15 protein-coding genes are annotated in these 18,430 nt (G+C 36.8%); 2 read left to right on the top strand and 13 right to left on the bottom strand.

Features of this window, described 5'->3' with window-relative positions; translation table 11 throughout:
* Nucleotides 1–59 precede the first annotated feature (59 nt).
* Entirely contained in the window at nucleotides 60–575 is a 516-nt protein-coding gene (locus tag SNE26_RS11245) for a hypothetical protein (RefSeq protein WP_321559453.1), read from the top strand.
* A 177-nt stretch (nucleotides 576–752) separates the two neighbouring features.
* Here the strand turns inward: SNE26_RS11245 and SNE26_RS11240 are convergent, their stop codons facing one another.
* The 13 genes from SNE26_RS11240 to SNE26_RS11180 form a co-directional block, all read right to left on the bottom strand.
* Entirely contained in the window at nucleotides 753–1,391 is a 639-nt protein-coding gene (locus SNE26_RS11240; protein ID WP_321559452.1) for an MgtC/SapB family protein, read from the bottom strand.
* A 270-nt stretch (nucleotides 1,392–1,661) separates the two neighbouring features.
* On the bottom strand, nucleotides 1,662–3,005 hold the full coding sequence (locus SNE26_RS11235; RefSeq protein WP_321559451.1) for a sugar transferase: 1,344 nt from the start codon (nucleotides 3,003–3,005) through the stop codon (nucleotides 1,662–1,664).
* A gap of 122 nt (nucleotides 3,006–3,127) precedes the next feature.
* Nucleotides 3,128–4,246, bottom strand: a complete 1,119-nt coding sequence (locus SNE26_RS11230; protein WP_321559450.1) for a glycosyltransferase family 4 protein — start codon at nucleotides 4,244–4,246, stop codon at nucleotides 3,128–3,130.
* Nucleotides 4,243–5,298 carry a glycosyltransferase family 1 protein gene (locus SNE26_RS11225; RefSeq protein ID WP_321559449.1) on the bottom strand — a complete coding sequence of 352 codons (1,056 nt, stop codon included), beginning with the start codon at nucleotides 5,296–5,298 and terminating at the stop codon, nucleotides 4,243–4,245. Before SNE26_RS11225 ends, SNE26_RS11230 begins: the two co-directional genes overlap by 4 nt.
* A 16-nt stretch (nucleotides 5,299–5,314) precedes the next feature.
* Nucleotides 5,315–6,565, bottom strand: coding sequence for an O-antigen ligase family protein (locus SNE26_RS11220; protein WP_321559448.1), 1,251 nt, complete (start codon nucleotides 6,563–6,565; stop codon nucleotides 5,315–5,317).
* A 36-nt stretch (nucleotides 6,566–6,601) separates the two neighbouring features.
* On the bottom strand, nucleotides 6,602–7,753 hold the full coding sequence (locus SNE26_RS11215; RefSeq protein ID WP_321559447.1) for a glycosyltransferase family 1 protein: 1,152 nt from the start codon (nucleotides 7,751–7,753) through the stop codon (nucleotides 6,602–6,604).
* Nucleotides 7,754–7,755: 2 nt separating this feature from the next.
* Entirely contained in the window at nucleotides 7,756–8,985 is a 1,230-nt protein-coding gene (locus SNE26_RS11210) for a hypothetical protein (protein WP_321559446.1), read from the bottom strand.
* 45 nt (nucleotides 8,986–9,030) lie between these two features.
* Entirely contained in the window at nucleotides 9,031–9,906 is an 876-nt protein-coding gene (locus SNE26_RS11205) for an alpha-1,2-fucosyltransferase (RefSeq protein WP_321559445.1), read from the bottom strand.
* Between the two features lie 8 nt (nucleotides 9,907–9,914).
* On the bottom strand, nucleotides 9,915–10,511 hold the full coding sequence (locus tag SNE26_RS11200; RefSeq protein ID WP_321559444.1) for an acyltransferase: 597 nt from the start codon (nucleotides 10,509–10,511) through the stop codon (nucleotides 9,915–9,917).
* A gap of 39 nt (nucleotides 10,512–10,550) precedes the next feature.
* Nucleotides 10,551–11,912, bottom strand: a complete 1,362-nt coding sequence (locus SNE26_RS11195) for an oligosaccharide flippase family protein (RefSeq protein ID WP_321559443.1) — start codon at nucleotides 11,910–11,912, stop codon at nucleotides 10,551–10,553.
* Nucleotides 11,909–12,991 (bottom strand): lipopolysaccharide biosynthesis protein, encoded by a 1,083-nt coding sequence (locus SNE26_RS11190; RefSeq protein ID WP_321559442.1) that lies wholly within the window; start codon nucleotides 12,989–12,991, stop codon nucleotides 11,909–11,911. Before SNE26_RS11190 ends, SNE26_RS11195 begins: the two co-directional genes overlap by 4 nt.
* Before the next feature lie 26 nt (nucleotides 12,992–13,017).
* Entirely contained in the window at nucleotides 13,018–15,501 is a 2,484-nt protein-coding gene (locus tag SNE26_RS11185; protein ID WP_321559441.1) for an SLBB domain-containing protein, read from the bottom strand.
* Nucleotides 15,502–15,662: 161 nt separating this feature from the next.
* Nucleotides 15,663–17,336 (bottom strand): capsule assembly Wzi family protein, encoded by a 1,674-nt coding sequence (locus SNE26_RS11180; protein WP_321559440.1) that lies wholly within the window; start codon nucleotides 17,334–17,336, stop codon nucleotides 15,663–15,665.
* Between the two features lie 275 nt (nucleotides 17,337–17,611).
* Between SNE26_RS11180 and SNE26_RS11175 the strand changes: the two genes are divergently transcribed.
* Nucleotides 17,612–18,430, top strand: coding sequence for a helix-turn-helix domain-containing protein (locus SNE26_RS11175; protein ID WP_321559439.1), 819 nt, complete (start codon nucleotides 17,612–17,614; stop codon nucleotides 18,428–18,430).

The raw sequence follows: 18,430 nt of genomic DNA, 5'->3' as shown, positions 1-18,430 counted from the left end.
AAACCGGTCACATTTGGCCGGTTTTTTTGTTTTATATTAGTTCATAAATAGTTTTTATAATGAATGAAATAACTACCCAAATAGACAAAAGCGATTATGAGGGGTATTTTGATTTTCTAAATATAAAAATTGATGATGAATTTTTAGATGAGCTGCTGGATTTAAAATACCCCGGTGAAATGTACAAGGGTACTATACCTACTTTACTTTTTGCTATGGAAATTGATGCAGAAAGTAAAATTGTTTGGAATAGAATTTTCCCGGCTTTGAATTCCAAAACTATTTGCCCGATTTTAATGTGCCCTGATGATTTAGATTTTTCTTGTACTATCGTCGTTGCCGAAATTGAATGTCTTGAGAATATCGTAAAATGGAATAGAATAGGTTTGGATATAACAAAGGATTGGCAAGCAGAAAGTATCGGGTCAGAGGTACAGTGGTTTGACAAAATACCTCCATACGAATTTTTAAAATCCAATTATTTAGAGATGATAAAAGCTTTCGAGGTTCAATTTGGGATAGACAAAGCTGCTTGGGTTATCAAAAATGAAGAGTACCGAAATAACAACTGTTAGTTATATATGTCATTGATTATTAGTAAAATATATTCTAAGTATTCTATTGTAGTCCCCTGTGATGCACAATATAGGGACTGTGTCTAAGTCCTAAGAGGGGCACTTTAAACAATGACCCTTTCTAATTCTAAAAACCCGCTATTTTTTTTCCAAACTGAACGACAGCTTCAATTTGTATCATGAAAATTCAAAATGTTCGATAGCTGGAATATCGTTAATTGAATTGATGAACAGATCCATTTTAACTGAAGGGCCGTGAAGCTGCCATGTTAAAAGCATATAGTCACCATCTTTCACTCTTTTAACCATCTTGAATTTCAGTTTATGAGCTGTCATCATATTTTCGCACAAGATGATACCATTTACCGAGACCGGATATTTAATATAAAATGTTTTGGATTGATTATAATAGTCTATTTTCTTTTGAAAAGAAGGAAGTACGGAAAGTATGAACAGGATCATTATACTGGCGCATCCGGCAGCTAAATAGTAACCGGCTCCAATACCCATGCCTACTGCCGCAACAGCCCAGATAGTAGCTGCGGTTGTGATGCCATTAACGCGGTTTTCTCCTCTGAAAATAACACCGGCACCAAGGAAGCCAATCCCGGTAACAACGTTTGAAGCGATCCGGTCTGCATTGTTGGGCGCACCAATGGCTGTTGACATCAATGTAAAAAAACAGGCACCAAAGGATATCATAATGGTGGTACGGAAGCCGGCCGCTTTACCATGATATTCTCTTTCGGCGCCTACAAGTCCACCCCACAAAAGGGCCAGCAAAAACCTGATCAGGATTTCTATATCGAAAGCCATAAATTCAATTTTATTTGATTATAATCGAATATATGATTTTTATAGATACTTGAACCTGCAGAGTTTCATCGTCTATGTACCGGGAGTACCCAAGTGAGCCATGAAAGTAAAAGACATCCGTTAGGAAATGGTGTTCTCATAATTTAATGTGTAGGTTACCCGGTAAATTGGCTTATAAAAATAAAGCAGGATGGTTTCATTACCATTCTGCTCGTCTTTTAAATACTTAATATTTTCGGGAAATTGTTATCCCGAATTATAAAATAGCTTTTACTTGCCCTTAAGTTGAACCATCACCTTTATGGTTTGGAAGATTATGCTTAAGTCGTTATTAAAGTTAATGTTTTTTAAATAAATAAGGTCGTAACGAACCCGGTGACGCATCTCCTGAACATTTTCGGCATAGCCATAATTTACCTGTCCTATAGAGGTGAGGCCAGGTTTAAGTTTAAATAACTTTTTGTAGTTAGGCGATTCTTCTATGAGTTGTTCAATAAAATACTGCCGCTCTGGCCTTGGGCCAACGACAGACATGTCGCCCTTTAAAACATTCCAAAACTGCGGTAGTTCGTCTAGCCGGGACTTGCGCAAAAATACGCCCCATTTAGTAATTCGCGGATCTTTATCTTTTGACAGCATAGGCACAGCTTGTTCTGAATTTACGTACATGCTTCTGAACTTATACATTCTGAACGGTTTATGATTTCTGCCAATTCTTTCCTGGCGATAAAAAACCGGGCCTTTTGAAGTTAATTTAGTTATTATGGCTAAAGCAATAAACACAGGAAGCCCCGGGACCATTACCAGAAGGGAAAACAGAATGTCGAAACAGCGCTTAAAAAAAATAATCTTCAGACTTAGTTCAATAGAAGAGGAGAGCTGTATCACAGGGAGATTTTCATAATTGACGATACTGGCATAACTGTTATCAAGTACAAGATCCGAAACCAGTTTAATTTTAATGGAATGCTGATCGCCCAGGTTAACCAGTTTATTCAATAAAAGCTGATCCATGAATTTGTAGCATATAAATGCTTCGTCCGGCCTGGCATCAAGGATTTTATCAAATAATATTTCATGTGGCATGCTTTCAATCATCTCGTCGGGTATGGTGGTAACAAAATTATACCCGTACTCAGGATGCCTTGAAAATGATTTTTTTACCCGGTTAACGATATCCGCATTACCAATTATTATAACATGTTTAATGTTGTAACCTTTTTTACGAATATAATCGAGTGTGAAAAAGATCAGGGATCGCTGGGCAATTATGAAAATAAAAAACAAAAGATATGTGCAAAACATTACCATTCTGCTTACTTCATAAAGCTTAAAGAAATAAACTATCCCCAAAACCATTACCAGGTGGTAAACGATAGAGGACATGAATTTGCTTAAATTATCACTTAATATTAGTGGCCTCTTTATAACATAGTTTTTAGTTACCGAGGCAATGGTAATCCAGGTTAAGTTAACTAATAATAAAAAATCAGTTGATTGTATCTGGGACGAATAAAATGTCACTATAAGTAAGTGAGCACACTGGAGTGCAATATTTAATAAGATTAAATCACAAAAAAACGTGAATGGCTGAAGTAGTTTAGAGTAGCGCATTTGCGATCAAGGTTAAGTTGTGCAAATATAAAAATTTTTACTAAAACGAATTGTTTTTAAATAAAATCAATATTTATTAAACTTAATTACGGGGGCTTCGCTGACAACGCTACAATTAAAAACTAATTATTCTTCATTTTATTTTGTATTTTATTATTAATGTAGATAAGTAGCTCATTTTTAAATATATCTGTTGAGAAACAAGAAGCGTGTCTGGCGATTTCTTTATAATTAAATAACGATTCGTTAACCTCGAAACGCTCCACTGCGTCTTTAATGGCCCAGGCAGACTGTTCATAGAAGAATATTCCCGTTTTATTCTCTACAACACTTTCCAACGCCCCCCCTTTACCAAAAGCAATTACAGGAGTACCACAGGCCTGGGCTTCAACAGGTAAAATGCCAAAGTCCTCTTCGGCCGCAAACACAAAGGCTTTGGCATCGGCCAGGTATTTTTTGAGTATGTCAAAAGGCTGATAGCCAAGTAATATTGTATTAGGAGTAGTTAATTTGCTCACCTTTTTAAAATCTGGTCCTTCGCCAATAACATATAATTTTTTATCAGGCATTTGAGCAAAGGCCTGTACAATCAGGTCAATTTTTTTATAGGGGACAAATCGTGAACAGGTCACGTAGTAATCCTTTTTTTCATAAGCGGGTAAAAAATCTTCCGTGGCTACATTGGGGTATATAACTGTACTTTCACGGCCGTAGATTTTTTTAATTCGCCTGGCTATGTAATTTGAATTGGCGATAAAATGATCAACCCTGTTGGTGCTTATAATATCCCAGTTCCTTATGCGGTGCAGCAGGTATTTCGCTATAAATCCTTTTAAACCTTTATTCAATCCTGATTCTTTTAAATATTGATGATGAAGGTCCCATGCATAGCGTATCGGCGAATGGCAATAACAGATATGCATTTGGTTTGAATTGGTTAAAGCTCCTTTAGCCACAGCGTGTGAGGATGATATAATCAGATCATAGCTTGATAAATCAAACTGCTCAATAGCCAAAGGAAATAAAGGCAGGTAGGCCCGGTATTTAGTTTTTGCAAATGGCAGTTTCTGAATAAAAGAAGTGTTTATCTTATGCCCGGAAAGGCCAAGCTTAACAATGGTTTCCTCGCGGGCTACAAGCGTATAAATATCCGCATCGGAATATAATGCGGCAATTTCTTTAAAAACGTTTTCAGAGCCACCAATTACGGTAAGCCATTCGTGTACTAATGCAACTTTCAAGGTGGTGTAATTAAATGAGTAATGGAATTGACAATTTGCCTGGCCGAAGTTTCCCAGCTAAACCGCTTTATATTTTGTTTGCCGTTTATAACAAGAGTGTCGCGTAATACTGCATCATCAAAAAGTAAATCGATACCTTTTGCAATGTCAGTTACATTAAGCGGGTTTACATAAATACTGGCATCGCCGCAAACTTCGTGCAAACTGTCTATGTCAGATACTATTGTTGGGCAGCTATGAGCCATTGCCTCAAGCGGCGGAATTCCGAAACCTTCATATAAACTTGGATAAACAAACAACCGCGCTTCTTCATATAAACCGGCCAGTTCATGATCATTAACCCGGCCGGTAAATATAATGTCCTGGTGCGCTTTCAAATTTTCATTTCCCGCGTTGTTGAAAATGGCGTTACTATCGCCAACTATTATAAGCTTAGTACCTTTATGCTTAATTAACCCGAAAGCTTGTGCAAGGTTCATGATATTTTTACGTTTATCAATTGAGCCTACAGTTAATACATATTCTCCATAATCTGTTTTAACTGGGATTGGAGAGAGGAGCCCGGATACCCCATTATATATCACCTTTATTTTTGTGGCATCAACATGGAGGTACTTTATAATTTCGGCTTTTGAAAATTCGCTGACAGTGAATATGAGCTTAGCTTTTTTGCTGATTTGCGGAATCAGAAATTTATAAAATCTTACAAAATTTTTGCTGAACCATTGGGGATTAACTAAAAAGGCAACGTCATGTATGGTTATCACCTGGTTATTATAAAATAACGGCGCAACATTACATAAATTAATAAGCAGCGGTTTGTTAATTTTTTTAAGATACAGCGGCAAATCAATCTGTTCCCATGCTACTCCTTTATGTTTCCCAATAATGATTACATTAAGCTGTGTCGCAAGTTCATGATGAATGACATTCAATGGGGCTACAAAGACAACGCCGGGCATCATTGTTTTTAATCGCTTTGCTATTTCAATGGCGAAACGCTGTGCCCCTGTGAGTTTTTGGGTAAGGAAGCGGGCATTAACGATGATCATAATTTGTAATAAATGGTTATGATAAAACTATACCCAGAAATACCCATATAAATAACATAGTGAAAGTCGGAAATGCAAAAAAGTATATAAAAGAGGCAAGTAACCCGGCTCCGAGTATATACGATTTTTTTCTTCCATAATTAAAAATTATCCATAGTAGAAAAACAAACACAAGAAAAGTTACTCCCCCGCATTCCGACAATATCTCCATATAAATATTATTGGGGATTTTCTTTACGTCCTGTTCAAAGTCGACGCCAAGGTTATAATGTGAAAAATGTAGTCCAAAATTAGCGGGGCCAACTCCTAATATCGGATTATCCGCGACTATTTCCATAGACACTAAAACTGTATTTAAACGGTCTGCCTTTGAGAAGATATCATTTGAGTTTTCAACGGTATCTTCACTTCCAAAGACTTTATTATATAACAACGTTTTAATGCCTGGGCTAACCTGCACTAACAAAATAATCGTGGCAAAAATAAAAACCAGGGATGCAACTAGCTTGAATTTGTGTTTTTTATACTTATGAAATAAACAGATTACAAAAAACAATACAGAACAAAAAATGGCCGTTGTTGAAAATGTTGTGATGATGCTGGCAAAGAAGAAGATAGATAGTTTACTATACTTATAATAAACAGCAAGTATGCCCGCTACTAAAAGGTAAAAGCCCATATAATTTCCTTCACGAAAGGTTCCACTTCTGATTATATCTCCAAATCCAACATCATATACCTGACTATTAGCATCCATCCCGGGTAATAATAATACAGGTATTTTTAATATGCCTGATACAAACAAATACCATGCATAAGAAGCTGACGCGATAGCTCCGATAAAGAAAAAAGATATATTTCTTTGATCGGCGTTAAAGAGATGGCGGGTTATGAATAATGAACAAATTGCTAACAGGATGTAAAAAAACTTAAAAACAGTATCGAAAACAGGGCCCAACCGAGTTACATTTTGTGCCAATTCATACGGGTAACTGTAAAAAATATTAACTATCATAGAAATGATAATCAACATAACAAATGAAAATAATACCCATGTCACAGTTTTATCTAAATGCCATTTTAATATTCCCCTCGTAGTAACTTCAAAAGATATCAGGAATACCAAAAGAACTTCGGCGATCTTTAATGGAAAGGAGATATTTATTGTCAGGGCTTGTGAAAAAGGAATAGATATTAAAAACCACTTGAAGATGAGGTTTTTAATCGGCTGATCCTTCGGTTCGCTTATAACTGCATTTATTGTCATAACAAAATTTGAATTTTTTTATAGCTATTATTGCTCTCATTTATGAATCAAAGCCAGGTGCTCGCTATATATCTTCTTTATTGTTTCATCCCAATCATATTGTTGTACCCGCAAAAAGCCCTTCATTCTATATTCGTCCTTGTGTGATTCAAGGTGTTTAATAGCTTCTTCCCACTTATTTAAATCCCAGTTATCAACCGTTATACCGGCATCCTTTACTACCTCTATCATGGCAGAATTATGAGGTGTTATCACGGGGCAACCGCAGGCCATCGCCTCGAGCTGAGGTAAGCCCAGACCTTCATTTAATGATGTTGAAATGAACATAGTTGCATGTTTATATAACGCAACCAACTCATTGGCTTTTACATACCCTGTAAATACTAATCGATCTTTAGGATATCCGTTTGTAGTTATAATGTCGCTAATAATTTTGTCTTCTTTTCCCCAGCCTTTTCCGCCAACAATAATCAAACGCTTCTTTTCATCTTTTAGAACAGCAAATAATTTCAATAAGAACGAAATGTTTTTTCGCGGCTCTATGGTGCCAACGAATAAAAAATAATCAAAATCGATAGTTAGATTGCCCACCTGGAAGTTTGTTTCTGTTAAGTTGCTAACTTCATTACGTTTTTTTAGAAATGCGGAGTTAATACCGCTTCCAGCAAATACACTTTTCCCGGCAATAATTTGCTTAAAATGCTTTTCTAATCGTTGTTTTGTATACTCACTATTAGTCCATATCAAATCAGCCCTTTTTAATGATCGTTTAAAGAAAAGGCCCAAATGAGTTTTGGTTATGCATTTTACTGTTTGCGGATACTCTAAAAAAGCGACATCATGTACATAAACGACTAATTGGGGTTTTGACGGAAAGAAAAATGGTGTTATTGTAAAATTTGATTCAATAAATACATCCGGATCTAATTCCCTGATTATTTGATTTAATTTAAAAACCGACCATAGTAAATTTATAGATCTAAGAAAAGGAAGTTGCTTTTGAATTATCTTCACTTTATTTGTGATGTTAATCCGCGAAAGAACGTCCTCACTTAAAGGATTGTTTACCAAAATAAATATTTCGTCGTTTTCAAAATTTTTCACAAACGAATTTATGATCGATATTGTGATATCTGCTACACCAGTGGCTTGTTTTGATAGCACAATTCCATCAAATGCGATCTTCATATTTATCTATTTCTCTCGTTTACCAAAAAGGTTTGTTTTTCAAACCGGTTATAAATAGCAAAAAAGCGTATCATCAAATAATACTTTTTCATCCCGAATAGGTTCTTAAATATTATTAAGGCTTTAAAAACTTTATTAAAGATGGCAGGATCTTTTCCATATGTTTTTTTCAATGCTTTGTATTTGCCATCATTGTCAATAAGCATCACCTTATTCTTTAACAAAAAGTTATAGTAAGAATTACCGGTAGTTGAAAATAAATTTTCGAAACGATGCCCTTCTGTAGTTAAGCCCCTGAACAACCGCCTGTGATATTTGAGTATAGGTACTTCATTATCAAACTGGCTGTATTTATACAATAGTTTACTTAGACTGTCAACGCCATTTGCTTCAAGTGATTTAATATATGATTCAAACAGTTCGCGGTATTCGGGTATTGTTGATAAGGTATATTTTGTTTGTTTGCGACAAACAGCCTCCGGATTATCGGCGTCAAGCCCAGAAAAGTGCAGAATGACAAGGGGGGTATCCTTATCATCAACAAAGTATGTTTCGTTTTCTTTGTAAAGAGTTCTTTCATGAAAATTCCAAAACGCAAGATTAACGCCGGGGTGCCTTAATATTAGCACCTCCCGGGTGTATAACGAAGGCAGAAAATCCATCCACTTTTGATCAACATGTAAGGCGTCTTCTTTATCGGCATAGCACTGGTTGCTAAGCTTTTCGATCCACCAATTGGTAATGTGGTTACCCGTAGAAGAATTCTTTACAGCAAAAAAGCCGAGATTGTATATACCAACAAACAGTAATTCTTCTTCTGAGGTAGCCCCGGTATAATTTACGTATGGTTTCAATAAATGTGGGGTCAAGACAGCAGCATAGCTATCCAGTTGATCAAGGATAAAGTTGAGTGAGCTATAAACTACCATATCGGGGTCTATATAAAGCACTTTTTCGTAACCCTGATTAAATAGTTTCTTAATAAAATATGGTTTAACAGATGTACTAAACTCAATAACATCATATTGAAAAGCCATTTTTTCAAACCCTTTTATTCCTATATCTTTCGATTCTATGATTTGATAATCACAGTTTAAATCATTACCGTCCAGTTCGTCAGATAGTAAAATAAAAAAGTCACATTCTGGGTGAAATTTCTTTATAGAATCGGCCAATGTTTTTGCATGGGCCATATAATTTTTAGCACAAATTGTAAATATTGCGTTTCTCATTTTATTACTTTAATTAAATAAAAGCTGGTTTTGGTGTTAAAGATATCAAGTCTTTATTCGGATCCAGGAAGAAGGATAAACATCCGTATCTATATCATTTTTTAAAAAATGATTTGGGCATACAACTATTTTTTTCTCATTTTTATTGAGCCATGCGCCCCACCAACTAAATGTGCTATTTGAAATTATATTGTGTTTACATATCGACATCAAGTACATGTCCTTCCACGAATTGGCTTTCTTATTAGCTGTTACATAAGTAACTCTTTCTATATTCAAATTGATTTTGACCCAATCAATATCATTAGAAAAAATAAAAAAATGCGCATTCGGAATCCTTGCTTTTATATAGTCTATCGCTTTATTAAAGTAATCCAAAGTGCAAACTCCTCCAAACATATTAATATTTGTGGCATCCAGATAATCTCCCCGCCTGACATGGATACACACACTGTTACTGTTGAGTATATCTTTAGCAAGCAATATATTTTCCTGATCTGAAGGCTCTGTAAACCGAAAACTATCAATAACAGAATCTTTTACATCGATGAAATATTTTTCCGAATGCCAGCCACCCTCATAAAAAGTGATAGCTTCTGAAGGTTTTAGAAAATTTTCATTAAAGTTGTAATTAAAGTTTTCAGAAACAACATTAAACCCTATTGATTTTAATAAAAATTTTAAGGGTGTTGATATTACTTTTAATTTTTCAATTTTCAAAATTCGGAATAGTAAATAAAGGGGTTTAATAAACAACTTTTCTTGATAAGCAATATTGAAAATATTCTCCAATTCAAACCCGTTATGTACTTGGCATAACGATAACAGATAAGTTGATTTGTTTTGATGTCTTTTTTGTAAATAAAAAGCATATTGCGACATTTGATTACCCAAACCGTTGTATAAAATCACTATATCCATCTTTAAGCCTACGCGTTATTTTTAATGAATTTGGCTGGATTACCTCCCCAGATCTGATTGTCCGGAATACTTTTCGCTACAACTGAGCCTGCTGCAATTACTGTATTTGATCCTATAACTACTCCTTTAAGGATAATAGTATTCATCCCGATGAACACGTTGTCATTAATGATAACCGGGGCTTTCTTCATATTTATCAAATCGGCAGCGGTATGCCAATGATTGGGGTTAAGCGAATGGAAATCAGTGTCTACTATTGTAACGCCACCGCCAATCATTACATTGTTTCCTAATTTGACGGATAAGGATGCTACGATTGTAGTATTACTCATGGCTACTTTCTCGCCAATTACAAGCTTTGCTTTATTGGCAACCACTATTTTACAACGGTTATTTCTACCAAGTGTTGCAAATTTGTCTTTATTGACCATCGTGAAACTTTCGCCAAATTCACATATACAATCTTTATCAATATCAAGCAATGGAATTCCAATGGTCGAAAAACGTCTGAATTTAACACCGTTTATCAAAAAATAAATTGATGTAAAAAACCTGCAGGCCCTTTCATAGATACTTAAATATATTTTTTGATATGACTTATACATTACTTTGATCACTTGTAAATCCCGATTACTCTTCTAAAACTACATATCCCAAATGCCGTACGCATTATTATTCAGGATTTTTTTACACTGAATAGATAGGACAATACTCATCATTATTAACACTAATATGTTGGAAATAGTTACACCTATTAACCCAAACCACTTGCCCCAAAGTATTGCCAATGGAATATTTATAGCCGAACTGATGATATATAAGTATATCTGTAACCTTATCTTTCCTATTCCATTAACCAAAAAACACGGAATTGTCATCCAACAAATACAAATAACGTAAACAGTCATAGTTAATGATAACGGGAATGGCACTGCTATATTTTTACCCAGCCAGATCTTAAATACAAAAGGAGACACAAGCAAGAGTATAAAAGCGATAATAGATAGTCCAAAGAAGTACTTATACATTTTTTTAAATACCGATTTTATCCAATCGGTATCATTTTTTGCATAGGCATCAGTGAAAGCCGGCCAAAATGGATTCATAATTATTGTAAAAATAAGATTTATGATAGAAAACAACTTATAGCTTATATTGAATATCGTCACCTCATGTGGGCCGAAAAGTTGAGTTACAACAATATTGTCTGTTTGAAATAATAACAATCCTCCTATTTGTACAAAAAAGAATGCACCACCTAAGCTGAGCAGTGATTTGGCAAATTTAAAATCTACCAGTTTTAGGCTTGGCTTCAATTCCACATACCTAACATTGAAATAATATATCGTGGCTATAACCTGAACTACTATTGGTATTAATGTTAAAGCCATAACGAGGTTTAATAATGATCCCTCGGTTCGTTTAGTTAAAATATAGATGCTAATTAGGCAGCCTAATTGACCAATCGCATTTATTACAGAAATTTTTGCTATAGCATGTAGCGCAGTAAGAACGCTTGATAATATTTGCAAAATAAGTTGAACACAAAAACTCGCAAATATAATTATTACAATGGTATTTAGTTCGGTTGGCGGCACAATGGCAGAATTTAGAACTTTTCCCCAGTCTATAAAAAAATTAGCTATAAAGAACAAAACGAATACCACGCTAACAATTATAGTTATTATAACGTAAGTTGTGCTGATGTATGTTCTTGAATTAACTATGTTGCCTAATGCGTTAGCTTCGGCAAGTTTGTTTTTTAGACCATGACCTAAACCGATGTCGAAAAAATTAAACCAGCCAACTATTGAGCTCAATGTTAGCCATATGCCATATTGCGTTGCATTAACATAGCTAATAGTTAGCGGAATCATTACTAAACTTATAGCTATCGTTATTCCTTTCAGAATCAATGAAAGGAATACATTCTTTTTTGCTTTTAAAGTACGTTCATGGCCATTAATAAAAAAGCCGTTTAATTTTTGGGCAATTGCTTTTATCATTCGGAAAAATTAGTTTCATGTCTTTGGAATGATTTTTTAACAACAATCCAAAAAGAAATGAAAAACGCGCCTAAAAACAGGCCAATAATTGAGGCTATAAGTTTACTTGTTTTGGTAACAAGAAGAGGCAACACAGGTGTATCAATGGTCTGAATTAAAGGTGTTTCCTGCCTTAATGACATTTTAGAAAGTTCGAGATTTTTTACTATTTCGCCATAAATAGCAGAGCTTGCCTGAACATCAACTTGTTTGCGTTGAGACGGAGCTCTCAGTATTTGTAATGACGGATTTGCATTAGGCGCTGCGTCTATGGCCGAGGCTACCCCGTAGATAGAACTATTAAGTACTTTTCTTACACTATCTGCCTGATGTTGTAAAATTTGAATGTTTTGATTGCTTTTCTTAGTTTTTGTTTGAAGATAAAACTCATTAACAGTTTCAACAAGTTTTAAATTAAAACTTTGGGCAAATAACTCGTCTGTACTCGTAACATCAACTCGAATAATACTGGCTTTTTTGTCCGGCTTACTAACAGTAAGTATTTGTTTATTAAATAAAATAGCCAACGTAGAAATTATACTATCCTGTGTGCGGTTAAAATTATCAGGATTACCAGCAAACGAAATGTTGTTGATCTTATCCTTCTCCTTCCAGTAATTCCTTAGCTTATTAAATTCGATATATCTGTCAATTAATAATTGCTTTTTACCGTTAAAAACCCCTTCACTTAAGAATGTTTTTTTAATCATCGACCTCGATGTATATAGTTCAAGGATATTGTCGCCCTGAAAGATGCCGCTGCTACCAGATGCGCCACCTATGTCAATGCCGGCCATGGCTGCAAGGCCTGCATACTGGCTTAGTCCGCCGCTTTTATTACCATCGTCTAATACAAATGTTGTTGATGCGGTGTAAAGAGATTTTTTAAATATAGAATAACTTAATCCTATCGCTGCGCCTAAAATGCTTAGTGTTAAAATGGTTACCCATTTGCTTTTGAGATAACTGCATGTAGCGCGCACTTTATGGATAAAATCTTTTATCGATATTTCGTCGGGGCTATGTGTGGGTTTAGTCATGAATAAATGCTAATAATTTTTTACGGTTATTTATTCAAACTCAATATTCCCAAAATGATAGCACCTAATGAGGCTAAACCCGTAGTGAACCCTAAAATGGTTTGAGCTGTATTACCCTTGCTTTCTGATTTTTTAGGAACATATATTTCGCTGCCCGGTTTCACCGAAGGATGGTTGTTAAAAAACAGGAACTTGCGTGTACCTTTTACCGTTCCGTTAGGGTAAACCACGTAAGCACCGCGTCTCAGGGCATCGGGCCCGTAGCCGCCTGCATTGGAAACAAAATCGTTAAATGATTTTGACTTATCAAATACCACCGCACTTGGATAAAGTACCTGGCCGTTAACCCGTACAACCTGCTGCTGTTTCGGCACTCTGATAACATCACCATTTTCCAGAAGCAAGTCGGTTTTTGAACCAGGCGATTTCAGGATTTTATCCAGTTCGATGCCGACATAATTATTCCTTAACTGTGTGGTATCGGTCGATATGTTTGTCGAATCTTTGTATGATCGTTTTAACCTATTGATCCGGGCCGAGCGTTCGGCGTTTACTGCTGTCGTATCTGCTTTATTTTTATCTATACCCAGTATGGCGAAATTATCGCGTTTTAATGAGCCGCCGGCTGCATCCGCTGATGCTGTGAGGCCACCGGCCCGGGCAATCAGGTCGGATATTTTTTCGTTTTTACTTTTAATAGTATAGGAGCCGGGGTATAAAACTTCACCTTCAACCTTTACTGTTTTTTGCTTTTCATATCCCGGCAGGCTATATACCGAAACAATATCAAAGGGGGTAAGCACAAAGTTAGCGTCTGCTGGTTTCAGCTTACCGTCTATATTAACGCTAAAAACCTGCGATACCGAACTGTTTTTAGATGAAGGATCGGCATCGGTTACTCTCCGGGCTACTTCAATACGGTTTGTACTGGCGCCTTCAGCAAAACCGCCTGCTTTTAAAATTAAATCCTCTACCTTCATGTTTTCTGAAAAGGCAAACTTACCGGGCTTTCTAACATTACCGTTAATGGTAACAGTATACTTATCTCGTAAATCAAATATCGATGAGATATTAACAATATCTTCACGCTGCAAGGGAATATTTACAGATTTGTTGATAACGTCCTTAACATTAAATCCTATTATTTCGGTACTGTTATCCGGTTTTAAGCGGGTAATTGTACCCCGTTCGGTAAAAGCGTCTTCTTTTAATCCCGCAGCTTTGTCAATTAACTGCAGTAGTGTTAACCCGCTTTGCAATTCATAATCGCCAGGCCGGAAAACTGCACCTTTTATTACTACCCGGTTTTCAAACCTGTATATAATAGATTCTATAGTATATTTGTCGCCCCTTAATGGAATGTAGTTTTTATAATCAGCTTCCAATACATCTGTTATTTTGCGCTGCTGATCACTTACCTGCGAAACCTTGATCCTTGCGGTATATGCGCTATCGGTAAAGCCGCCGGCATAAGTTATAATGTTATCCAGGCTTTCTCCCGGTAAAACTTCAAATAGCGCCGGTATCTTGATTTCCCCAACAAGCTGTACCCTGGTCCGGTAGGTTGGTACACGTACAATATCCTGATCTTGCAGGGTAATGTTGTTTTTCTGGTCACCTTTTAACAGAAAATCATAAACATCCAGGTGCCTGATAATGCGGTTGTTCCTGATAACCTCTATCTGCCTTAAACTACCATTATCGTTAGGGCCGCCTGCCATATATAATGCATTAAAAACGGTAGCGAGCGAGGGTAGGGTATACGTGCCCGGTTTAGCTACCTGCCCTATGATAATTACCTGGATACTGCGGATGTTACCGAGGGTAACCTGTACGCTTGTACCGCGGCCAACCGCATAGTTGTTTGCGGCAAGCCTGCTTTTTATTAAGGCTGTGGCTTGTTCAATAGTTTTGCTGCCTACATTTAAAATACCAACCCCCGGAATGTTTATATTTCCTTCGGGCGATACTTCCAGTTTCCAGTTTACCAATGAGCTGCCATAAACACTTATATTAAGCTGATCATTAGGTCCAACAATATAATTTAATGGCGTAGCCAGTTTTAGGTTGGGTTCAAATGAGCTGTTTTTATTTTTAAAAATATCGGCACCGAAAATTTTAGGTTTTAAACTTTCAAATAAATCTTTATTGGTGTAAAGGGTATCAGTTGTATCTGGTTTATAATTAAGCTGCCTGCCCTGCTGTGTGAGCGTTGAATCGGACTGGGTGTTGGACGATCCGCTGTTTTTGGTTCTTAATTTTTTTACCCGAAGTTCTAACTTTTGAATCTGCGCGGCTGACATTCCCCGGCTTTGGGCTTGTTGTAATAACTCATTATCGGTTAATCCGGCTTTTTGAGCCTGTTGTAGCAGCTGAATCACCTGCTGGTCCGAAAGATCGTCGACATTAATTGAGGAAATGTTTTGTAAGTTGGTTTGGGCGGTAATATTAGTAACTGCTCCAAAACTAAGCACGGCAATTAAAAATATAAGAAAGCGAAGTCTGTTCATATGTGAAAGTTATCAGAGTATAAAATAGCACTCTAATAAATGATATTATTTTCTGCAAAAGTAAACCAATTTCCCATTTTAGGGGATAAAGTAAATTTTTTAATTGGTAATATAATTGGTGCGCTGATCGATAAACTGAAAAAGTTGTCTAAAATTGTTTGTTAATGAAAAAAATAAGTAAAGTTAACCCTGGCATGTAAATTAAAACTCGAGCCATTTCTGTATTCATAATTCAATGTATAAACCGGGGTAGCCTCGGCCGAGATCAGGTAGCTTTTAAATTTATGATTAGCGTAAAATGTACCTGCAAGATCTACCCAGTGAAGATTGCTTATTCTGGCTTCAGTAAAAGCCTGGTAATACAGATCATTGTTATGTAACTGCCTTTCCAGCATAAGGCCATATGAGTTGTAATTTTTGAGGTAACTTATATCAAAAATAAAACTGTTGCCGCCGGGTCCGATTCCCGCACCTATGTATCTGCCATAATTGGTATAACCGTCTCTCGGGCTTTGCGAATGGATATACCATGAAGGCTCGTCGCGCAGCAAATAGGTTGGCGCCCTTTGCAGCTGTGTTATTTCCGATTTAATTTGGATAAAGCCCCCCCGGCTAAGTTCAAACAATTTGCGTCCGCCAAAGGTATATCCTGATGAATGTTCAGGTTCCTGTAAAAAGTCAGAAATGCTTCCGGTGCGGTCATTACGCGCCCATTCAAAGTAAATTTCAGCTTTGTATAAAGGGAGCAGCTGCCTGATATTGAGTGCATAAGCAAAATCCTGCTGGTCGCCGTTTTGTCTGTTATTAATTTCATTAGCTTTGAGCGAAGAGCCGGTGATAACCGGGATTATTTTGCGGATAATATTTTTGTTATGATAAATTGAGTCCTTGTCAAGATAATCATAGGCAGAAAGGCCAAGATATAGCCCCTTTAACCATTTGGGTTGCCAATTAACGCTGTAAGCCGAAATATATCTCGAAACTTTAGGTTTAGGGCTATATAAATTACTTCCGTAAACGAGCTTGCTTACGTCGTCCGGGGCGAAACCGGATTGTTTCAGGTTACCGCCTATAATTTGCCATTCAAATGAGCCAATTATTGTTTTAACCGGTTTGGTTGAATTGAAGGTCCAGTGAAAAAAACCGGGTGCTGAATTGCTCATCATGATGGAATTTCTTATTCCCGGCCCCCACCATAAGTTTTCGGTAGATATACCAGCTTCTATGCTTTTATATGCTAAAGTGATTTTTGATTGCCCCGGATAAACATGTTTCAATGATGATGTACCAAATCGTTCAGGTGCATCAATTCCATTGATTTGGGTAAAGTAAGCACCCATGAGCGCCGGCGAATTATTGTGCGATTGCACATCGGCAAAAGTTGAAAAGTTTTTGTTTTGTGCATAAACCAGCTCAGGTTTTATCTGTATGTTGAGGATTCCGGCTTTTAACGAGAGGCCACCGCTAAGCATACTTTGATAACCTGCATTTGGATACAATGAAGAATTATTGTAGCCATAGGGACGCTTCACGTTGTATTCGTTTAACCAGCTAACCGGAAGGATGCGCAACCCCGAAGGGATACCCATGAAATTGAATTTTATATATTCGTGGCTCGCAATTAATGGCTGAAGGGCAGGATCAGCAACCGTTGAGGTTAAAGGCCTGATAACAAACGATGATTTATTGTCCGTATTTCCTGCCACCTGCTCTCTGCGCAATAATTCTTCAGCGTAGCTCCCAACAGGTACAGTTTGGCTATAGCCTTTTAATGAAGCAATGAGGGACAGTAAAGTAATAATATATAAGGATCGGATAGTTATATTGATGCTCATCAAAAAAGAAAGGTTTAGGAAATTAATAAATTAACCAAATGGTAATATTAAAATATCTTTCTGTTAATATTGATTAAGGCGTCGGTATTCAGATGCCAATCTTTAATCAATAGTTCGAGTTTTCTGATATTTCGATGGCAATTATCGGCTTTTTTTTGAAATTCCAAAATCTTTTTTAAAGTTTAATAAAAAAAATACAATTTGATTACCAATACGTTTAATTCTGTTAAAACATTACAATGATTTTTTAATTAAAATTATTTGGCCATTACAAAATGCAGCACCAAGAATTCGAACCTCCTGAAGAGCTAATAGATACCATAAAATGCTTTTGGTACAACAGAAGAGATTCCGGAGAAATGGAATCGGGTTTCGAGGTGCAGCCTGATGGCTATGCTGAAATTATTTTTCATTTTGGGAATGGCTGCAGTATTGCTTTCAATGGAGACCTGCAGCCATTGCCATCACCGTTTATGATGGGGCTGCTCAATCAGCCTGTTCTCTTTTACTCGAAAAATCGTTTAGAAATCATTGGTATCAGGTGCTTTCCCTGGACTGTGTTCGATTTGCTTGGATTGCCGTCTGGTAAAGGTGGAGTGCACACATTTGAGCACCCTATTGCCCGGCTTCAATCCACGTTGAATGAATGGATTAATGCCGGCAGGATAGATGAAGCGCTGGCGCATGTAATACAGTATTTCCTGAATGCCCGGTCGGGGATTGCTGCCAACAGTATGCTGTTCAAAGCCGGGTTGGCCATGAGAGAAGCAAAAGGTACCATGCCGGTAAGCCAGGTAGCAGCGGCGGCTCATGCAACAGTTCGTACATTGGAAAGGAACTTTAAGCAATCTTCTGGTTATACCGTTAAAGACGTGTCAGCTCTGATGCGCTTTGAGCAGGTAAGAAACCGGTTATGGCTCGATCCGGATGTTAACCTTGCCGGTTTAGCTTATGAGCGGGGCTATACAGATCAATCCCACCTGAGCAGAGAATTCAGACGCTACAGTGGCACTACGCCGGCGGCATTCGCGCGAAAAGCCAAAAAAGGAAAACAAGCGGTAAATGACAATTTTGTCGCATTTGTACAAGTCTGA

It is taken from the genome of Mucilaginibacter sp. cycad4 (genome assembly GCF_034263275.1).
In the GTDB taxonomy this organism is placed as follows: domain Bacteria; phylum Bacteroidota; class Bacteroidia; order Sphingobacteriales; family Sphingobacteriaceae; genus Mucilaginibacter.
The sequence above is the reverse complement of the archived record's forward strand: the minus strand, read 5'-3'. Positions and strand labels throughout refer to the sequence as shown.

Bases quoted from the DNA above. Each gene is read 5' to 3' on its own strand.
- SNE26_RS11245 (WP_321559453.1), top strand. From the start codon at position 60: ATGAATGAAATAACTACCCAAATAGACAAAAGCGATTATGAGGGGTAT.
- SNE26_RS11240 (WP_321559452.1), bottom strand. From the start codon at position 1,391: ATGGCTTTCGATATAGAAATCCTGATCAGGTTTTTGCTGGCCCTTTTG.
- SNE26_RS11235 (WP_321559451.1), bottom strand. From the start codon at position 3,005: ATGCGCTACTCTAAACTACTTCAGCCATTCACGTTTTTTTGTGATTTA.
- SNE26_RS11225 (WP_321559449.1), bottom strand. From the start codon at position 5,298: ATGATCATCGTTAATGCCCGCTTCCTTACCCAAAAACTCACAGGGGCA.
- SNE26_RS11220 (WP_321559448.1), bottom strand. From the start codon at position 6,565: ATGACAATAAATGCAGTTATAAGCGAACCGAAGGATCAGCCGATTAAA.
- SNE26_RS11215 (WP_321559447.1), bottom strand. From the start codon at position 7,753: ATGAAGATCGCATTTGATGGAATTGTGCTATCAAAACAAGCCACTGGT.
- SNE26_RS11210 (WP_321559446.1), bottom strand. From the start codon at position 8,985: ATGAGAAACGCAATATTTACAATTTGTGCTAAAAATTATATGGCCCAT.
- SNE26_RS11205 (WP_321559445.1), bottom strand. From the start codon at position 9,906: ATGGATATAGTGATTTTATACAACGGTTTGGGTAATCAAATGTCGCAA.
- SNE26_RS11200 (WP_321559444.1), bottom strand. From the start codon at position 10,511: ATGTATAAGTCATATCAAAAAATATATTTAAGTATCTATGAAAGGGCC.
- SNE26_RS11195 (WP_321559443.1), bottom strand. From the start codon at position 11,912: ATGATAAAAGCAATTGCCCAAAAATTAAACGGCTTTTTTATTAATGGC.
- SNE26_RS11190 (WP_321559442.1), bottom strand. From the start codon at position 12,991: ATGACTAAACCCACACATAGCCCCGACGAAATATCGATAAAAGATTTT.
- SNE26_RS11185 (WP_321559441.1), bottom strand. From the start codon at position 15,501: ATGAACAGACTTCGCTTTCTTATATTTTTAATTGCCGTGCTTAGTTTT.
- SNE26_RS11180 (WP_321559440.1), bottom strand. From the start codon at position 17,336: ATGAGCATCAATATAACTATCCGATCCTTATATATTATTACTTTACTG.
- SNE26_RS11175 (WP_321559439.1), top strand. From the start codon at position 17,612: ATGCAGCACCAAGAATTCGAACCTCCTGAAGAGCTAATAGATACCATA.